This is a genomic window from Streptomyces sp. NPDC043878, assembly GCF_056435735.1.
On the sequence record NZ_JBWKDW010000043.1, the window covers coordinates 1 to 16,052 of the forward strand.

Genomic DNA, 16,052 nt, shown 5'->3' on the forward strand with positions numbered 1-16,052 from the left:
GTTGATAGGCCGGATCTGGAAGGCGGGTAACCGCTGGAGGTGACCGGTACTAATAGGCCGAGGGCTTGTCCTCAAATGCTCGCGTCCACTGTGTTAGTTCTGAGACAACGACCGTTGTCGGCTTTGAGCAGAACACCAACTGAAAAGTGTGCTTGTTCGCTCGAAACCAATAGAGTTTCGGTGGTCATAGCGTGAGGGAAACGCCCGGTTACATTTCGAACCCGGAAGCTAAGCCTTACAGCGCCGATGGTACTGCAGGGGGGACCCTGTGGGAGAGTAGGACGCCGCCGAACAATCTTTGGAGGACCCCTGGTCACCAGCGTTCAGCTGGGACCAGGGGTCCTTTTGTTTTTTCCAGGGCGCGCCGGCTACCCGGCTGCGCGAGAATGACTTGCGGTACCGAAGACAGGAGTCACCCATGTCCACCAACTCTCCCGACGACCGACCGGAGCGCGACCAGCGGCGACGGGACAGTGGTGACCGTGGTGACCGCAACGACCGTGGCGGGTTCCGCGGCGGTCCGCAGCGCGGCAACGACCGTGCCCCCGACCGCAGTAGTGACCGTGGCGGCTATGCACGCCGTGACGACCGCCGTGACGACCGGCGCGGCGACGACCGCGGTGACCGTGGCGGTTTCCGTCCCCGTGACGACCGCGATCGTGGCACTTACGGCCGCCGTGACGACCGTCCCTCCAGCGGCCCGCGTCGTGACGACCGTCCCTCCAGTGGTCCGCGTCGCGACGACCGTCCCTCCAGTGGTCCGCGTCGCGATGACCGTCCTTTCAGTGGTCCGCGCCGGGACGACCGTCCGTCGAGTGGTCCGCGTCGCGATGACCGTCCTTTCAGTGGTCCGCGCCGGGACGACCGTCCGTCGAGTGGTCCGCGTCGTGACGACCGTCCCTCCAGTGGTCCGCGCCGCGATGACCGTCCTTTCAGTGGTCCGCGTCGCGATGACCGACCTTCTTCCGGGCCTCGGCGCGACGACCGTTCCGGTGGTCCGCGTCGCGACGACCGTCCGGGCGGCTTCCGGCGCGACGACCGTCCGTCGGGTCCCCGCCGTGACGACCGTCCTTCCGGGCCGCGTCGTGACGACCGTCCTTCCGGGCCCCGACGCGACGACCGTTCGTTCGGTCCGCGCCGCGACGACCGGGACCGCGGAGCCGGCCAGGGCGGGGAGCGTCCCCCGTTCCGCCGTGACGACCGCGGTGAGCGGCGCGGAGACGACGACCGCCGTGACTTCCGTCGGGACGACGACCGTGGCGGCTTCCGAAGTGACGAGCGGCGGGACGAGCGCCGCACCGACGACCGCGGCGACCGCGGTGGCTTCCGCGGCCGTGACGACCGTCCCGGCGGCTTCCGTCGTGACGACCGCGGCGACCGGCCCGACCGCGGTGGATTCCGTAGGGACGACCGGCGTGACGACAACCGGGGCGAGCGCCCCGCCTTCGGCCGCCGTGACGACCGTGGGGATGACCGTCGTGACGACCGCCGTGAGGGCCAGCGCCCCGGTTTCCGTCGTACCGACGACCGGGCACCTGCCCGGCGCGACGACCGTGGCAACGACCGAGGTACCTTCCCCCGCCGTGACGACCGTCGCGATGACCGACGTGACGAGAGTCGCGGCGACGACCGTGGGAGTTACCCGCGTCGTGACGACCGCAGGGACGACCGGCGCGACGAACGTCGGGGTGACGACCGTGGGAGCTTCCCCCGCCGTGACGACCGCCGTGACGACCGGCAGGGTGGCGAGCGGGGTGACCGCGGTGGCTTCCGGCGGGACGACAGCCGTGGCGAGCGCCCCGGCGGCTTCCGCGGGCGGGACGACCGGGGCCGTGACGACCGTGGTCGTGGGGGCTTCGCCGGACGGCGTGACGCCCGCGCCGGCGGGTTCCGTGGCCGGGATGACCGCAGGGGCGACGACCGTCCCGGGGGCTTCCGGGGCCGTGACGAGCGGGACCGGGACCGGGAGCCGATCAAGCGGCTGCCGATTCCCGAGGAGGTCACGGGCGAGGAGATCGACAAGGACGTACGGCAGGAGCTGCAGAGCCTGCCGAAGGGGCTCGCGGAAGACGTCGCGAGGAACCTGGTGATGGTCGCCCGGCTGATCGACGAGGACCCCGAGGGTGCTTACGGCTACTCCCGGGTGGCCCTGAGGCTCGCGTCCCGGGTCGCGGCGGTGCGTGAGGCGGCCGGGTTCGCCGCGTACGCGAACCAGAAGTACAGCGAGGCGCTCGCCGAGTTCAGGGCCGCGCGGCGGATGACCGGCAGCGTGGAGCTGTGGCCCGTCATGGCCGACTGCGAGCGCGGACTCGGGCGGCCGGAGAAGGCGCTCGACATGGCCGGGGCCCCCGAGGTGCACAAGCTCGACAAGGCCGGCCAGGTGGAGATGCGGCTCGTCGCCGCCGGCGCCCGGCGCGACATGGGGCAGCTCGACGCGGCCATCGTGACGCTGCAGAGCCCCGAACTGGCCTCCAACTCCGTGCAGCCGTGGACCGCGCGACTGCGGTACGCGTACGCCGACGCGCTGCTCGCGGCCGAGCGTGAGGGCGAGGCGCGCGAGTGGTTCGCGAAGGCCGTGGAGGCCGACAAGGACGGCAGCACGGACGCCTCGGACCGGCTGGCCGAGCTGGACGGCGTGGACTTCGTGGACGCGCTCGACGAGGACGGCGAGGGCGAGGTCCTCGCCGAAGGAGAGCTCCGGGAAGCCGCCTCGGCCGACGACGAGGACGACCTCGACGACGACGTTCAGGGCGACCTCGACGACGAGCCCGCCGATGACCTCGCCGATGCCGATGCGGATGCGGACGCCGACGTCGATGCCGACACAGTCGATGTCGACGCGGCCGACGACGACGAGTCGGTCGCCGATGAGTCGGCCGACGACGTCGAACCCGATGTCCGACCCGACGTCGCTCTCGACGCTGACGCTGACGCTGAAGCCGAGGCCGAGGCCGAGGCAGACACCGGCGCCGAGGCCGACCGCGACAAGGACTGATCGCACCGAGTGAAAGGGGCGGGATCCCGGCAACGGGATCCCGCCCCTTTCGTGTGTCAGACCTCCAGCGCGCGCAGCACCAGGCCCGAGGCCGGTTTGGGGCCGAACGACGTGGACTTGCGGGGCATCGTCACGCCCTGGCGGGCGAGGTCGCGGACGACCTCCTCGCGGACGGGGTGCAGCAGGACGGCCGTACCGCCGTCGCGTTCGGCCTTCTCGACCGTGGCCGCCGTGTCGTGGATGTAGGCGATGTGGGCGGGGGAGTCCTCGGGGATGTGCCACACGTGGTCGAGGAGTGTGGCGTGCAGGACGGTCGCGTCCAGGGTGCGCCAGGCCGCCGGGCGGTCCGCCGGGACGGTCCGGGCCAGGAGCCCAGGGTCGGGGCGGTCGACCAGGTGGAAGGCGCCGTCGCCGGCGAGGAGGAACGCGTTGCCCGCGCAGGCCGCGTCCGCGAGGGTCTCCAGAGCCGTGGCGAGCGGCTCGTCCAGGTGGCGGACGCGGAACAGGCCGTCCAGGGCGGCCAGGGCCGCGGACACCGGCAGGCCGTGCAGGAGCCGGTGGATGGCGCGGACACGCAGCGGGTAGCGGGCCGTGTCGACCAGGAGGACCAGGCCGTAGTCCCAGGGGCCGGGCGAGGCGTGCTCCGCGCGTAGACGCCGGTAGGTGGCCCAGCGGTGGTGGCCGTCGGCGATGAGGGCCTGGTGGCGGGCCAGGTCTGCCTGGACACGGGCCAGGTCGGCCGGATCGGTGATGGACCAGAGGCGGTGGCCGAAGCCGTCCTCCGTGGTCGTGGACAGGAGCGGCGGCTGTCCGGCGGTGCGCTCGACGGCCTCGGCGGCGGCGGTCGCCGTGGCGTCCCCCCGGTAGGTCAGGAGCAGCGGTTCGAGGTTCGCGGAGGTGGCGCGCATGAGGGCCGCGCGGTCGGCGACGACGTGCGGCATGACGTCCTCGTGGGGCAGGACCACGCCGTCGGCCGGGTCCGACAACCGCAGGGCACCGATGATCCCGCGCTGGAGCATGCCGTCGTCGTGGCGCTGCTCGTAGACGTACAGGCCGGGTTCGGGGTCGGCGGTGAGGATCCCCTCGGCCTGCCAGCGGCGCAGGGTGTCGGCGGCCTGCTCGTTGCGGACACTCGGAGTGGTCGCCTGGGGCAGGATCAGCCGGACGATGTTGTACGGGTCCGCGGACTGGAGGTGCCACAGTCCGTCGGGGCGGACCACGACGTCGTACGGAGGGGACGTCACGGCGGCCAGGCTGCCGACCCGGTCGGGGTCGTACCGCAGGCCTCGGAACGGGGTGAGTTCCAGGCCCCGGGGCGTCGTTGCTTCCGAGTGACCTGCTGAGTTCATCCCGGCATCGTACGTGTGTCGGTGGCATGCGGGATGATCGGGGAAAGCGGACGAACGAGGAGCGATGTGGAATGAGCCAGAGCGTCAGGACGAAGCCCGACGGCAGTGACCGGGCCCTGAGCGAGGCGTACGACACGGCGCTGCTCGACCTGGACGGGGTGGTGTACGCGGGGGGTGACGCGATCGCGCACGCGGTCGACTCGCTCGCCACGGCCCGGTCCGGCGGGATGCGGCTCGCGTACGTGACCAACAACGCGCTGCGGACGCCCGACGCGGTCGCCGGTCACCTCGGCGAACTCGGCATCCCCACCGAGGCGTCGGACGTCATCACGTCGGCGCAGGCCGTGGCGCGGCTGATCGCCGAGCAGGTGCCGGCCGGGGCCAGGGTGCTGGTGATCGGCGGGGAGGGGCTGCGGGTCGCGCTGCGCGAACGCGGGCTGGAACCCGTCGAGTCGGCGGACGACGATCCGGTGGCCGTCGTACAGGGTTACGGCGGGCCCGAGTTGCCCTGGTCCCGCTTCGCCGAGGCCAGTTACGCCATCGCGCGCGGGGTGCCGTGGTACGCCTCCAACACCGACCTGACGATTCCGAGCGCACGCGGGATCGCCCCGGGCAACGGCGCGGCGGTCGAGGTCGTGCGGATCGCCACGGGTGCCGAACCCCAGGTCGCGGGGAAGCCGTTGCCGCCCATGCACCGCGAGACGATCCTGCGCACGGGGGCCGAGCGGCCGCTGGTGGTGGGGGACCGGCTGGACACCGACATCGAGGGCGCGTTCAACGGCGAGGTCGACTCGCTGCTCGTCCTCACCGGTGTGACCGACGCGCCCCAGTTGCTCGCGGCGCCGCCGCAGCACCGGCCGACCTATGTCGACGCCGACCTGCGCGGCCTGCTCACCGGGCAGCCGGAGGTCACCGCGGAGGGGGACGGGTTCCGGTGTGGTGGCTGGACGGCGACGGCCGGTACGGAGCAGTTGGAGCTGGAGGGCGAGGGCGAGGCCGTCGACGGGCTGCGGGCGCTGTGCGCGGCGGCCTGGACCGCGGCCGGTGAGGGTGTCTGCGAGCTCGATCCGGGGAAGGCGCTGGCGCGGCTGGAGTGGTGAGCCGTCCGGCGGCGGGCCTGGTGGGCCGCCCGGGCCCGGGCACGGCCTCCGGAGCACGGTGGCTTGCGAGGGTAGGCTAACCTAACCGGGTGTTGGTCGACAGTCCTCCCGAACAGCGCGCGGACACCGCCCCCGCGCCCCCAACCCGACGGGCGGTGCGCGCTCTTGGCCTGCTGGTCTCCGCCGCGACCCTGGTGCTCGTCGCACTGGCGAGCATCGCGGTCGGGGCGAAACAGCTGTCCACGGGGGAGGTCTGGCACGGCCTGTTCCACAACTCCGGCACCTACGGCGACGTCGTGGTGTCGGAGCGGCTGTCGCGGACGGTACTGGGACTGCTGGCCGGCGCCGCGCTCGGCCTGTCCGGGGCGGTGCTCCAGGCGCTCACCCGCAATCCGCTGGCCGATCCCGGGCTGCTCGGCATCAACGCGGGCGCCTCCGCCGCCGTGGTCACCGCCATCACCTTCCTCGGCGTCACCTCGCTGAGCGGCTATGTGTGGTTCGCGTTCTGCGGGGCGGCCGCGGTCGGGGCGCTGGTCTGGTTCCTCGGCGGCAGCCGGGGCGCGACACCGGTCCGGCTCGCCCTCGCCGGTACGGCGATCAGCGCCGCGCTCTACGGCTATCTCCAGGCCGTGATGATCAGCGACGACGCGGCGCTCGGCCGGATGCGGTTCTGGACCGTGGGCTCACTGGCGTCCGCGAGCGACTCGACCATCGTGCAGGTGCTGCCGTTCCTCGCGGCCGGCACGCTCCTCGCCCTCGCCCTCGCCCGGCCGCTCAACGCCATGGCCATGGGCGACGACACCGCCAAGGCCCTCGGCGCCCACCTGAACCGCACCCGGGCGCTGTCCATGCTGGCGGCCACCGTGCTGAGCGGGGCCGCGACCGCCGCGTGCGGGCCGATCGTGTTCGTCGGGCTGATGGTTCCGCACGCCGTGCGCTCCTTCACCGGGCCCGACCTGCGCTGGATCCTGCCGTACGCGACCCTCCTGTCGCCGGTGCTGCTGCTCGGCTCCGACGTCATCGGCCGGGTGGTCGCCCGGCCGGCCGAGCTCCAGGTCGGGATCGTGACCGCGCTCATCGGCGGCCCGGTGTTCATCTTTCTCGTACGACGGCGGAGGACGGCCCAGCTGTGAGCACCACCCGGACCAACCGTGTCCTCAGGACGCCGGGCGGGCTCTCCGTCCGGGTGGACGTCCGCGCCCTCGTCGTGGTCGTGCTGCTGCTGCTGGTCGCGCTCACCGCGAGCGTCGTGCTCATCGGCACCGGCGACTTCCCGATCCCGCCGGCCGACGTCCTGCGGACCCTGGCGGGCGACGGCACCGCCGGGCAGGAACTCATCGTCAACGAACTGCGGCTGCCGCGGGTCCTCGTCGGTCTCCTGGTCGGCGCCTCGCTCGGGCTGGGCGGGGCCCTGTTCCAGTCCATCTCGCGCAATCCGCTGGGCAGTCCGGACGTGCTCGGCCTCGGGCAGGGCGCGACGGCCGGGGCGCTGGTGGTGATCGTGCTGATGTCCGGCGACGCGGCCCAGGTGACCGTGGGCGCCCTCGCCGGCGGTCTGGTGACCGGGCTCGCGATCTACCTGCTGGCCTGGAAGCAGGGCGTGCACGGCTACCGGCTGGTGCTGGTCGGCATCGGTGTGTCCGCGGTCCTCACGGCGGTCAACGGCTATCTGCTCACCGTCTCCGACATCGTCGAGGCATCCCGTGCCGTCGTCTGGATGACCGGTTCCCTCAGCGGCCGCGACTGGACGCAGGTCTGGCCGCTGCTCGCGCTGTGCGCCGTCCTCGTGCCGCTGGTGCTGGCCCACGCGCGCGGGCTGCGGATGACCGAGATGGGCGACGACGTCTCGCACGCCCTCGGGGTGCGCGTCGAGCGCGTACGGCTGGTGCTGATGGTGGCCGCCGTACTGCTCACCGCGGCCGCCACCGCCGCCTGCGGCCCCGTCGGCTTCGTGGCGCTCACCGCGCCGCAGCTCGCCCGGCGGCTGACCCGCTCGCCCGGCCCGAACCTGCTGCCGTCCCTGTGCATGGGCGCCGCGCTGCTGGTCACCGCCGACTGGGTCTCGCAGTGGACCTTCGGCGCGGACCAGCTGCCCGTGGGTGTGGTCACCGGTGTGCTCGGCGGTGTCTACCTGCTGTGGCTGCTGGTCACCGAGCGCAGGGCGGGCCGGATATGAGCGCCGGCAGCAGTGTCCGCAGCGGACCGACCAACCAGAGGAGCACCGTGAACCGCCTGTCCGCCGAGGACGTCACCCTCGCCTACGACCAGCGTGTCATCGCCGCGCAGCTGTCGGTCGAGATACCCGACCACTCCTTCACGGTGATCGTCGGGCCGAACGCCTGCGGCAAGTCCACGCTGCTGCGGGCCCTGTCACGGATGCTCAGGCCGAGCCAGGGGCGGGTGCTGCTCGACGGGCAGGTCATCCAGTCGCTCCCGGCGAAGAAGGTCGCGCGGACCCTGGGGCTGCTGCCGCAGTCCTCGATCGCCCCGGACGGCATCACCGTCGCCGACCTCGTCGGCCGCGGCCGCTACCCGCACCAGGGCATCCTGCGCCAGTGGTCGGCCGAGGACGAGCGGATCGTCCGGGAGGCGATGGCGCAGACCGGCGTCGGCGAACTCGCCGACCGGTACGTGGACGAACTCTCCGGCGGTCAGCGGCAGCGCGTGTGGATCGCCATGGCGCTGGCCCAGCAGACACCGCTGCTGCTGCTCGACGAGCCGACCACCTACCTCGACATCCAGCACCAGATCGACGTCCTCGACCTGTGCGCCGAACTGCACGAGGAGCAGGGGCGCACGCTGGTCGCCGTGCTGCACGACCTCAACCACGCCGCGCGGTACGCCACCCACCTCATCGCGCTGCGCGAGGGCGAGGTCATCGCCGAGGGCGCGCCGGGCGACATCGTCACGGCCGAGCTGGTCGAGGGCGTGTTCGGGCTGCGCTGCCAGGTGATCGACGACCCGGAGACGGGCACGCCGCTGGTGGTGCCGGCCGCCCGCAGGGCACGGGCCACAGCTCGTGCCGGCGTCCGCGAGGCGTCCGCCACGGAAGCCTCTTGAGGGCGGCCCACGGGACTTCGCGGGCGGCCGCTACAGAAGCTTCCTGAGGCGGAACACGTCCCGCAGGCCCGCCTCCAGCCTCACCCGGCCCGAACCCCAGGCCTTGGCGAAGTTGAGCTCGCCGTTCACCATCGCCACGAGGTCGTCGCCGGTCATCGTCAGTCTGATCTCGGCCTTCTCGCGCGGCGGACCCTGGAGCGTGTCGTTCACCACGATCCGGCCGCCGGTGAGGCGGCCGACGAAGGTGATGTCCAGGTCGGTGACACGGCAGCTCAGCGAGCGGTCCAGGGCCGCGGCCTCCGCCACGTCCCCTTCGGCGCCCGCCATGGTGTCCGAGAGCTTGTCGAGTGCGGCACGGCACTCCTCAGTCGTCGCCATCGCGACCGACGGTACCCCAGTGCTTCGGGGTAGCGTCGGGGCATGAGCGACTCAGTGCCCGAGGCCGGGGCCCGGGACGAAGCGGCGGCCGCGGGGCCGCAGGCTCCGCCCGAACCGGAGTACGACCCGGCCGGTCCCGCCCCGCTGGGCGTGGCCCGCACCCCCACCGGCGACCCCGAGGTCGACGCCCGGCTGGAGCGCCTGGCCGACGCCGACCACCTCACCACCGACGGACACGCCGAGGTGTACGAGGATGTACACCGGGGGCTGCGTGACGCGCTGACCGCGCTCGACGCCCGCCCGGGACCTCCGGCGCCCCCGTCGACGTACCACCACAGGAGCTGAACCGAACGTGGCAGGAGTGGCACGCCGCCGCCTCGATGCCGAGCTGGTCCGCCGCAAGCTCGCGCGCTCGCGCGAGCACGCCGGACAGTTGATCGCCGCCGGGCGGGTCTCCGTCGGCAAGACCGTAGCGACCAAGTCGGCCACCCAGGTGGAGACCGCGGCCGCCATCGTGGTCGCGGCCGACGACGGGGACCCGGACTACGTGTCGCGGGGCGGCCACAAGCTGGCCGGCGCGCTCGCGGTCTTCGGACCGGCCGGGCTCGTGGTCGAGGGCCGGCGGGCGCTGGACGCCGGCGCGTCCACCGGAGGCTTCACCGACGTACTGCTGCGGGCGGGGGTCGCGCACGTGGTCGCCGTCGACGTCGGATACGGCCAACTCGCGTGGTCTCTGCAGAGCGATGAACGCGTCACCGTCAAGGACCGTACGAACGTACGCGAGTTGACGCTTGAAGTGATCGATGGGGAGCCTGTGGATCTTGTCGTGGGGGATCTGTCCTTCATCCCGCTCGGGCTGGTGCTGCCCGCCCTGGCGGGATGTGTGAAGCCGGACGCCGACCTGGTGATGATGGTCAAGCCGCAGTTCGAGGTGGGGAAGGAGCGGCTGGGCAGTGGAGGGGTCGTCCGCAGTCCGGAGCTGAGGGCGGAGGCCGTGCGCGGGGTCGCCGCGCGGGCCGGGGAACTGGGGCTCGGGGTGCGGGGGGTCACCGCCAGCCCGCTGCCCGGACCCTCCGGGAACGTCGAGTACTTTCTGTGGCTGCGGGCCGGGGCACCGGAACTCGACCCGGCCGATGTCGACCGTGCAGTGGCGGAGGGGCCGTGTTGACCGAGAACCGAGCTCGTACTGTTTTCCTGCTCGCCCACACCGGGCGGCCCGCCGCCATCCGCAGCGCCGAACTCGTCGTCAAGGGTCTGCTGCGCGAGGGCATCGGCGTGCGCGTCCTGGAGGCCGAGGCGCGCGACCTGCCGCTGCCGAGCGAGGTGGAGCTGGTCGGGGAGGCCACCGCGCAGTGCCTCGACGGCTGTGAGCTGCTCATCGTGCTGGGCGGTGACGGCACACTGCTGCGCGGCGCCGAGTTCGCCCGGGCCTCCGGGGTGCCGATGCTCGGCGTCAACCTCGGGCGGGTCGGGTTCCTCGCCGAGGCCGAGCGGGACGACCTGGACCGGGTCGTCGACCGCGTGGTGACCAAGTCCTACGAGGTCGAGGAGCGGATGACCGTCGATGTGGTCGTGCACCGCAACGGCGACATCGTGCACACCGACTGGGCGCTGAACGAGGCGGCCGTGCAGAAGGTCTCCGCCGAGAAGCTGCTGGAGGTCGTGCTGGAGATCGACGGCCGGCCGGTGACGGGGTTCGGGTGCGACGGGATCGTGTGCGCGACCCCGACCGGGTCGACCGCGTACGCCTTCTCGGCCGGCGGGCCCGTGGTGTGGCCCGAGGTCGAGGCCCTGCTGATGGTGCCGATCAGCGCCCACGCCCTGTTCGCGAAGCCCCTGGTGACCTCGCCGAACTCGGTGCTGGCGGTGGAGGTCCTGCCGCACATCCCGCCGGGGGTCCTGTGGTGCGACGGGCGGCGGACCGTGGAGCTGCCGCCGGGCGCGCGGGTCGAGGTGCGGCGGGGGGCCGTGCCGGTGCGGCTGGCCCGGCTGCATCACGCGTCGTTCACCGACCGGCTGGTCGCGAAGTTCGCGCTGCCGGTGTCCGGGTGGCGGGGGGCGCCGCACTGACGCCCCGAACGGCGGGCGGGGTGTTTTGCGCGGCTGCGAGGGGTTTACGGCTGATCGCACGGTTCCCCGCGCCCCTCGGGCCGGTGCACTCGCCCGGGTGACATGAGCGACCCGTATGCGTTCGTCCACCTGGGGCTTCGCCGCTGTGGGGTGGCCGCCGTCGCACGTCCCGCCCCCGACCTCGTAAGGTCGTGTCCGTGTTGGAGGAGATGCGGATACGGTCGCTCGGAGTCATCGACGACGCGGTCGTCGAGCTGTCGCCCGGTTTCACCGCCGTGACGGGTGAGACGGGTGCGGGCAAGACCATGGTGGTGACCAGCCTGGGGCTGCTCCTGGGCGGACGCGCCGACCCGGCGCTCGTGCGGATCGGCGCCAAGAACGCGGTCGTGGAGGGACGGATCGCCGTACCTCCGGGCGCCTCGGCGGTCCTGCGGGCCGAGGAGGCGGGCGCGGAGCTCGACGACGGGGCGCTGCTCATCAGCCGTACCGTTTCCGCGGAGGGCCGCTCGCGGGCCCACCTCGGCGGACGGTCCGTGCCGGTGGGGCTGCTGGCCGAGCTCGCCGACGACCTGGTGGCCGTGCACGGGCAGACCGACCAGCAGGGGCTGCTCAAGCTGTCCCGGCAGCGGCAGGCGCTCGACCGGTACGCCGGGGACGCCGTCGCCGTGCCGCTGGCCAAGTACACCGAGGCCTACCGGCGGCTCAGGGCCGTCGCCGTCGAGCTCGACGAGATCACCACACGCGCGCGGGAACGGGCCCAGGAGGCCGACCTGCTGCGCTACGGGCTCGACGAGATCGCGGGCGTGGAACCACGCGCCGGCGAGGACGTGGAGCTCGCCGAGGAGGCGGAGCGGCTGGGGCACGCGGAGGCGCTGGCGTCCGCCGCGACGGCCGCGCACGCCGCGCTCGCGGGCAATCCCGAGGACCCCGAGGGCATCGACGCGGCCACCCTCGTCGCGGGCGCGCACCGGGCGCTGGACGCCGTACGCTCGCACGACCCGGCGCTGGCCGCGCTCGCCGAGCGGCTCGGCGAGATCGGCATCCTGCTCGGTGACGTGGCCGGGGAACTGGCCGGGTACGCCGACGACCTCGACGCCGACCCGCTGCGGCTGTCGGCCGTGGAGGAGCGGCGGGCCGCACTGGGGGCGCTGACCCGGAAGTACGGCGAGGACGTCGCCGCGGTCCTCGCCTGGGCCGAACAGAGCGCCGCGCGCCTCACCGAGCTCGACGGTGACGACGAGCGGATCGGCGAGCTGACGATGGAGCGGGACGCGCTGCGGGCCGAACTGGGCGGGCTCGCACAGGCGTTGACCGACGCGCGGACGGAGACCGCGGAGCGGTTCGCGGCCGCGGTGACCGCCGAGCTGGCCTCTCTCGCCATGCCGCACGCGCGTGTGTCCTTCGACATCCGGCAGACCGAGGACCCCGAGGGGGTCGAGGTCGGCGGACGCACGGTGGGGTACGGGCCCTCGGGCGTGGACGAGGTCGAACTGCTGCTGGCGCCCCACCCCGGCGCGCCGCCGAGGCCGATCGCCAAGGGCGCGTCCGGTGGTGAGCTGTCCCGCGTGATGCTGGCCGTCGAGGTCGTGTTCGCCGGCACCGATCCGGTGCCGACGTACCTCTTCGACGAGGTCGACGCGGGCGTGGGCGGCAAGGCCGCGGTGGAGATCGGACGGCGGCTGGCGCGGCTGGCGAAGACCGCGCAGGTCGTGGTCGTGACGCACCTGCCGCAGGTGGCGGCCTTCGCCGACCGGCAGCTCCTGGTGGAGAAGACGAACGACGGGTCGGTGACGCGCTCCGGCGTCAAGGTGCTGGAGGGCGAGGAACGCGTCCGGGAACTCTCCCGGATGCTGGCCGGCCAGGAGGACTCCGAGACCGCCCGGGCCCACGCCGAGGAACTGCTGGCGACGGCCCGCCGCGACGGCCAGGGCTGAGGGAGCGGGCGGGGACGGGACGCCCGGGGCGGTCCGTGCACGCGGACAGGGCGGGCGCGGGCGCACGGGCGTCACACGCGGACGAAGTACCCGGTCCGGGGGCGTGTTCGGTTTCCAGGGGGCGTGCGGTGTGCGCGGAACCAACGGTTCCCTCACTCGTGTGAGTGACCCGCCGGGGCGCGTCGCCGGGTTTTCGAGTTCCCGGCGCTGCCGGAACGCCCGTACGGCCTGGCATCCTTGGTCTGGCACGCAGCACGCGGGGAAGCGCGCGGTACGCCCCTCCGTTCGCTACCTTCTGTACGTTTCCTCGTGTCCGCCCGACGCCGAACCAGGAGCCCCGGCCACGTGACGCCCGTGAGCAGCCCCGCACCGCACGGCCGGCCGCCGCTGCGCACCGTGCAGGTGCTGGGCGGCGGTAACGCCCGCAGCAGCGCGCATGTGCGCTCCCTGGCCCTGGGGCTCGCCGCACGGGGCGTGCGGGTCACGGTGTGCGCCCCCGCCGACGCCGATCACTCCTACGACTTCACCGGTGCCGGCGCCGAACACGTGCACGTGCCGCGCAGCAGCGACCCGGCCTCCGTGGCCGCGCTGCGGGCGGCGTGCGCCGACGCCGACCTGGTGCACGCGCACGGACTGCACGCCTCCTTCCGCGCCGTGCTCGCGCTCAGCGGCCGCCGCACCCCGCTGGTCGTCACCTGGCACGACCGCGCACAAGCCGAGGGGGCCCGCGCGCATCTGCTGCGCCTGCTGGAGCGCCGGGTCGTGAAGGCCGCCTCCGTGGTCCTCGCCACCACCTCGGACCTGGTGGACCGGGCCCGCCGCACCGGAGCACGCGACGCACGGCTCGCGGCGGTGACGATCCCCGGACCCGGGCCCGCCCCGGAGCACGAGGACCCCGACCGGCTGCGGCCCAAGCTCCGGGCCGAACTCGGCGCCACCGGAAGGCCGTTGCTGATCGCCGTCGGCTCCCTCGACGCGCACCGGGGCTACCACACACTGCTCGACGCGGCGCGCGCCTGGCGCCGGCTGGACCCGGTGCCGCTCGTGGTGATCGCGGGGGAGGGGCCGTTGCGGGCCGTGCTCCAGCGGCGGATCGAGGACGAGGGGCTGCCGGTACGGCTCCTCGGCCGGCGGGACGACGTGGCCGACCTGCTCGCCGCCGCCGACCTCGCCGTACTGCCCAGCCGATGGGAATCGCGGTCGGTGCTCGCCCAGGAGGCCCTGCTCGCGCGCGTGCCGCTGGTCGCCACGGCGGTCGGCGGTGTTCCCGACCTGGTCGGCGACGCGGCCGAACTCGTGCCCGGCGAGGATCCGGACGCCCTCGCGGACGCCGTCGTACGGCTGCTCGGTGATCCCCGGCGGTGCGAACTCCTGCGGGAGCGGGGGACCCTGCAGGCCGCCAGCTGGCCCACCGAGGACGAGACGGTCGCCCAGGTGCTGAGTGTCTACGACGAGTTGACCCAGCCGCGACCGTTCGTCTGAGGGCTCCCTCCGTCCGACCCGCACTACGACACGTGCCGGCGTGCCCGCAGCGCGAGGCTCAACGCCAGGACCGTCTGCGGGTCGTCGAGGTCGGTGCCGAGCAACTCCCCGATCCGGGCGAGGCGGTTGTAGAGCGTCTGCCGGTTGAGGTGCAGTTCGCGTGCCGTCTCCGCCTTGCGGCCGGCATGCGCCAGGTACGTCTGGAGGGTGGGCAGCAGTGGCGGCCGGGAGCGGCTGTCGTGGTCGCGGAGCGGGCCGATCGCGCGGTCCACGAAGGCCGCCAGGTCGGGATGGTCGCGCAGCCGCCACAGCAGCAGGTCGATGTCCAGGCGCCGCGCGTCGTACCACGGCCGGTCCGACAGGCCCTGCGCCGCGGTCGCCGTCTCCGCCGCGTGCCGCAACCCCGCCGAGGCCGCCGCCCAGCCCCCGGCCACCCCGACGACCACGACCGGCGGCTGAGCCCCCGGCCGCTGGATCCCGGCCCGTTCCACACCCGCCCGCAGCGCCGCCGCGACCCGGTCCGCGACCGCCGGGCGCTCCGACTCCGACCGCAGGCCCAGCAGCAGCGGGACGCGGCCCTCGACCGGTCGTACCCCCAGCAGGACCGGAACCCCCACCGAGGCCAGCTCCTCCCCGACCGCGCGCGCCAGGACCGCCCAGCCGCCGCCCGAGGACAGGGCGTCGCCGAGCCCCATCACCACCGGCAGCAGCGGGCCGTCGCCCGGCCTGAAGCCCAGAACGCGTGCCTGCGCGGGCGCGTCCTGCGCGGCGACCCGGCCCTCCGCGAGGTCGGTGAGGAAGTCGCCGCGCCCGCGCGCGGCCAGTTCCTCCTCCTGCCGGGCCTGCATCAGCACCACGGCCAGGATGCTCGCGGCCCGTTCCACGGCGATCCGGTGGACCGGCGCCAGCGGGGCCCGTACCGGCAGCAGGACCAGCCGCGCGCGGACCGAACCCGTGCCGGGGCCGCCGCCGGGCACGTCCACCAGCAGCGAGCCCGCCGGTGGCGGCGTGCCCCGGTGCTGGGCGCGCAGTCCCTCCCAGACCTGGAGCGGGTCGGCGCCCTCGGGACCGGCGCCGGCGGCGTACAGGAGCAGGCCGTCCGTCGTCTCCAGGAACACCGGGTTGGCGCTGAAGTCGGCCAGGATGCCGAGCACCTGGGGGACTCCGCCGCCGCCGAGCAGCGCCTCGGTACACCGGCGGTGCACCTCCTCGGCCCGTTGGACAAGCGCGTAGTGGCCGTTGACGATCTCGGTGTGGATCTCCTCGGTGACCGCCACGAACGGGACCTCGCGGTGCAGTTGCACCAGGGGCAGCCCACTCGCCCGTGCCGTGTCGACGAGCGCGGCGGGCAGCCGGGTGAAGCGCGGGCCGAGCTCCACCACGAGGGCCGCGATGCCGCGCTCGGCGAGGGTGCGCACGAACGCCCGCTGCTCGGCAGGACGGGTGCCCAGGCCGTAGCCCGTGGTCAGCAGCAGCTCGCCGCCCTTGAGGAGGGAGGCGATGTTGGGCACCTCGCCCGCGTGCACCCAGCGCACCGTGCGCTGCAACCGGTCGGCGCCCGCGATGATCTCGGGCAGCCCGCTGCGCAGTCCGGGCAGCTCCAGTGCCCGCTGCACGGTGATCCCCGCGCCCCGGGTGTCGAATCTGCTGTCCGCGCCGCTGTCCATGAGCCGGACGCTACCCG

12 protein-coding genes, 1 rRNA gene and 2 pseudogenes are annotated in these 16,052 nt (G+C 73.7%); 12 read left to right on the top strand and 3 right to left on the bottom strand.

Translation table 11 applies throughout. The features are described 5' to 3' along the window. The first annotated feature begins 176 nt into the window (after nucleotides 1–176). From rrf to AC07AZ_RS36455, 3 genes and pseudogenes are all read left to right on the top strand, one after another. Nucleotides 177–293, top strand: a 5S ribosomal RNA gene (gene rrf, locus AC07AZ_RS36445). Between the two features lie 881 nt (nucleotides 294–1,174). Beyond that, nucleotides 1,175–1,834: pseudogene (locus tag AC07AZ_RS36450) on the top strand (tetratricopeptide repeat protein); the annotation flags it as partial. Between the two features lie 147 nt (nucleotides 1,835–1,981). Further along, a pseudogene (locus AC07AZ_RS36455) lies at nucleotides 1,982–2,723 on the top strand (tetratricopeptide repeat protein); the annotation flags it as partial. A gap of 328 nt (nucleotides 2,724–3,051) precedes the next feature. Here AC07AZ_RS36455 and AC07AZ_RS36460 read toward each other — a convergent pair. Then, nucleotides 3,052–4,344, bottom strand: a complete 1,293-nt coding sequence (locus AC07AZ_RS36460) for a DUF1015 domain-containing protein (RefSeq protein WP_478855048.1) — start codon at nucleotides 4,342–4,344, stop codon at nucleotides 3,052–3,054. Between the two features lie 71 nt (nucleotides 4,345–4,415). Between AC07AZ_RS36460 and AC07AZ_RS36465 the strand changes: the two genes are divergently transcribed. The 4 genes from AC07AZ_RS36465 (at nucleotide 4,416) to AC07AZ_RS36480 (ending at nucleotide 8,504) form a co-directional block, all read left to right on the top strand. Beyond that, complete coding sequence (locus tag AC07AZ_RS36465; RefSeq protein ID WP_478855049.1) at nucleotides 4,416–5,444, top strand: HAD hydrolase-like protein; 1,029 nt, start codon at nucleotides 4,416–4,418, stop codon at nucleotides 5,442–5,444. An 89-nt stretch (nucleotides 5,445–5,533) separates the two neighbouring features. After that, a complete protein-coding gene (locus AC07AZ_RS36470; protein WP_478855050.1) occupies nucleotides 5,534–6,577 on the top strand; it encodes a FecCD family ABC transporter permease in 1,044 nt (347 codons plus the stop codon). After that, on the top strand, nucleotides 6,574–7,620 hold the full coding sequence (locus tag AC07AZ_RS36475; RefSeq protein WP_478855051.1) for a FecCD family ABC transporter permease: 1,047 nt from the start codon (nucleotides 6,574–6,576) through the stop codon (nucleotides 7,618–7,620). The genes AC07AZ_RS36470 and AC07AZ_RS36475 overlap by 4 nt, the downstream gene beginning before the upstream one ends. Next, the gene (locus tag AC07AZ_RS36480) at nucleotides 7,617–8,504 is read left to right on the top strand and encodes an ABC transporter ATP-binding protein (protein ID WP_478855052.1); all 888 of its coding nucleotides are present in this window, start codon (nucleotides 7,617–7,619) and stop codon (nucleotides 8,502–8,504) included. The genes AC07AZ_RS36475 and AC07AZ_RS36480 overlap by 4 nt, the downstream gene beginning before the upstream one ends. 30 nt (nucleotides 8,505–8,534) lie before the next feature. Here AC07AZ_RS36480 and AC07AZ_RS36485 read toward each other — a convergent pair whose 3' ends face one another. Beyond that, nucleotides 8,535–8,882 carry an SCP2 sterol-binding domain-containing protein gene (locus tag AC07AZ_RS36485; protein WP_478855053.1) on the bottom strand — a complete coding sequence of 116 codons (348 nt, stop codon included), beginning with the start codon at nucleotides 8,880–8,882 and terminating at the stop codon, nucleotides 8,535–8,537. A 42-nt stretch (nucleotides 8,883–8,924) separates the two neighbouring features. Between AC07AZ_RS36485 and AC07AZ_RS36490 the strand changes: the two genes are divergently transcribed. The 5 genes from AC07AZ_RS36490 to AC07AZ_RS36510 all read left to right on the top strand — a co-directional run bounded on the left by AC07AZ_RS36490 (nucleotide 8,925) and on the right by AC07AZ_RS36510 (nucleotide 14,368). Further along, entirely contained in the window at nucleotides 8,925–9,227 is a 303-nt protein-coding gene (locus AC07AZ_RS36490) for a hypothetical protein (RefSeq protein ID WP_478855054.1), read from the top strand. Nucleotides 9,228–9,234: 7 nt separating this feature from the next. After that, nucleotides 9,235–10,050: a TlyA family RNA methyltransferase gene (locus tag AC07AZ_RS36495; RefSeq protein ID WP_478855055.1), complete on the top strand. Its 816-nt coding sequence runs from the start codon at nucleotides 9,235–9,237 to the stop codon at nucleotides 10,048–10,050. Next, nucleotides 10,047–10,952 carry an NAD kinase gene (locus AC07AZ_RS36500; protein WP_478855056.1) on the top strand — a complete coding sequence of 302 codons (906 nt, stop codon included), beginning with the start codon at nucleotides 10,047–10,049 and terminating at the stop codon, nucleotides 10,950–10,952. Before AC07AZ_RS36495 ends, AC07AZ_RS36500 begins: the two co-directional genes overlap by 4 nt. A 209-nt stretch (nucleotides 10,953–11,161) precedes the next feature. Further along, the gene (recN, locus tag AC07AZ_RS36505; RefSeq protein ID WP_478855082.1) at nucleotides 11,162–12,886 is read left to right on the top strand and encodes a DNA repair protein RecN; all 1,725 of its coding nucleotides are present in this window, start codon (nucleotides 11,162–11,164) and stop codon (nucleotides 12,884–12,886) included. Between the two features lie 345 nt (nucleotides 12,887–13,231). Next, nucleotides 13,232–14,368, top strand: coding sequence for a glycosyltransferase family 4 protein (locus AC07AZ_RS36510; RefSeq protein WP_478855057.1), 1,137 nt, complete (start codon nucleotides 13,232–13,234; stop codon nucleotides 14,366–14,368). 23 nt (nucleotides 14,369–14,391) lie between these two features. Here AC07AZ_RS36510 and AC07AZ_RS36515 read toward each other — a convergent pair whose 3' ends face one another. Next, the gene (locus AC07AZ_RS36515; RefSeq protein ID WP_478855058.1) at nucleotides 14,392–16,035 is read right to left on the bottom strand and encodes a PucR family transcriptional regulator; all 1,644 of its coding nucleotides are present in this window, start codon (nucleotides 16,033–16,035) and stop codon (nucleotides 14,392–14,394) included. Nucleotides 16,036–16,052 lie beyond the last annotated feature (17 nt).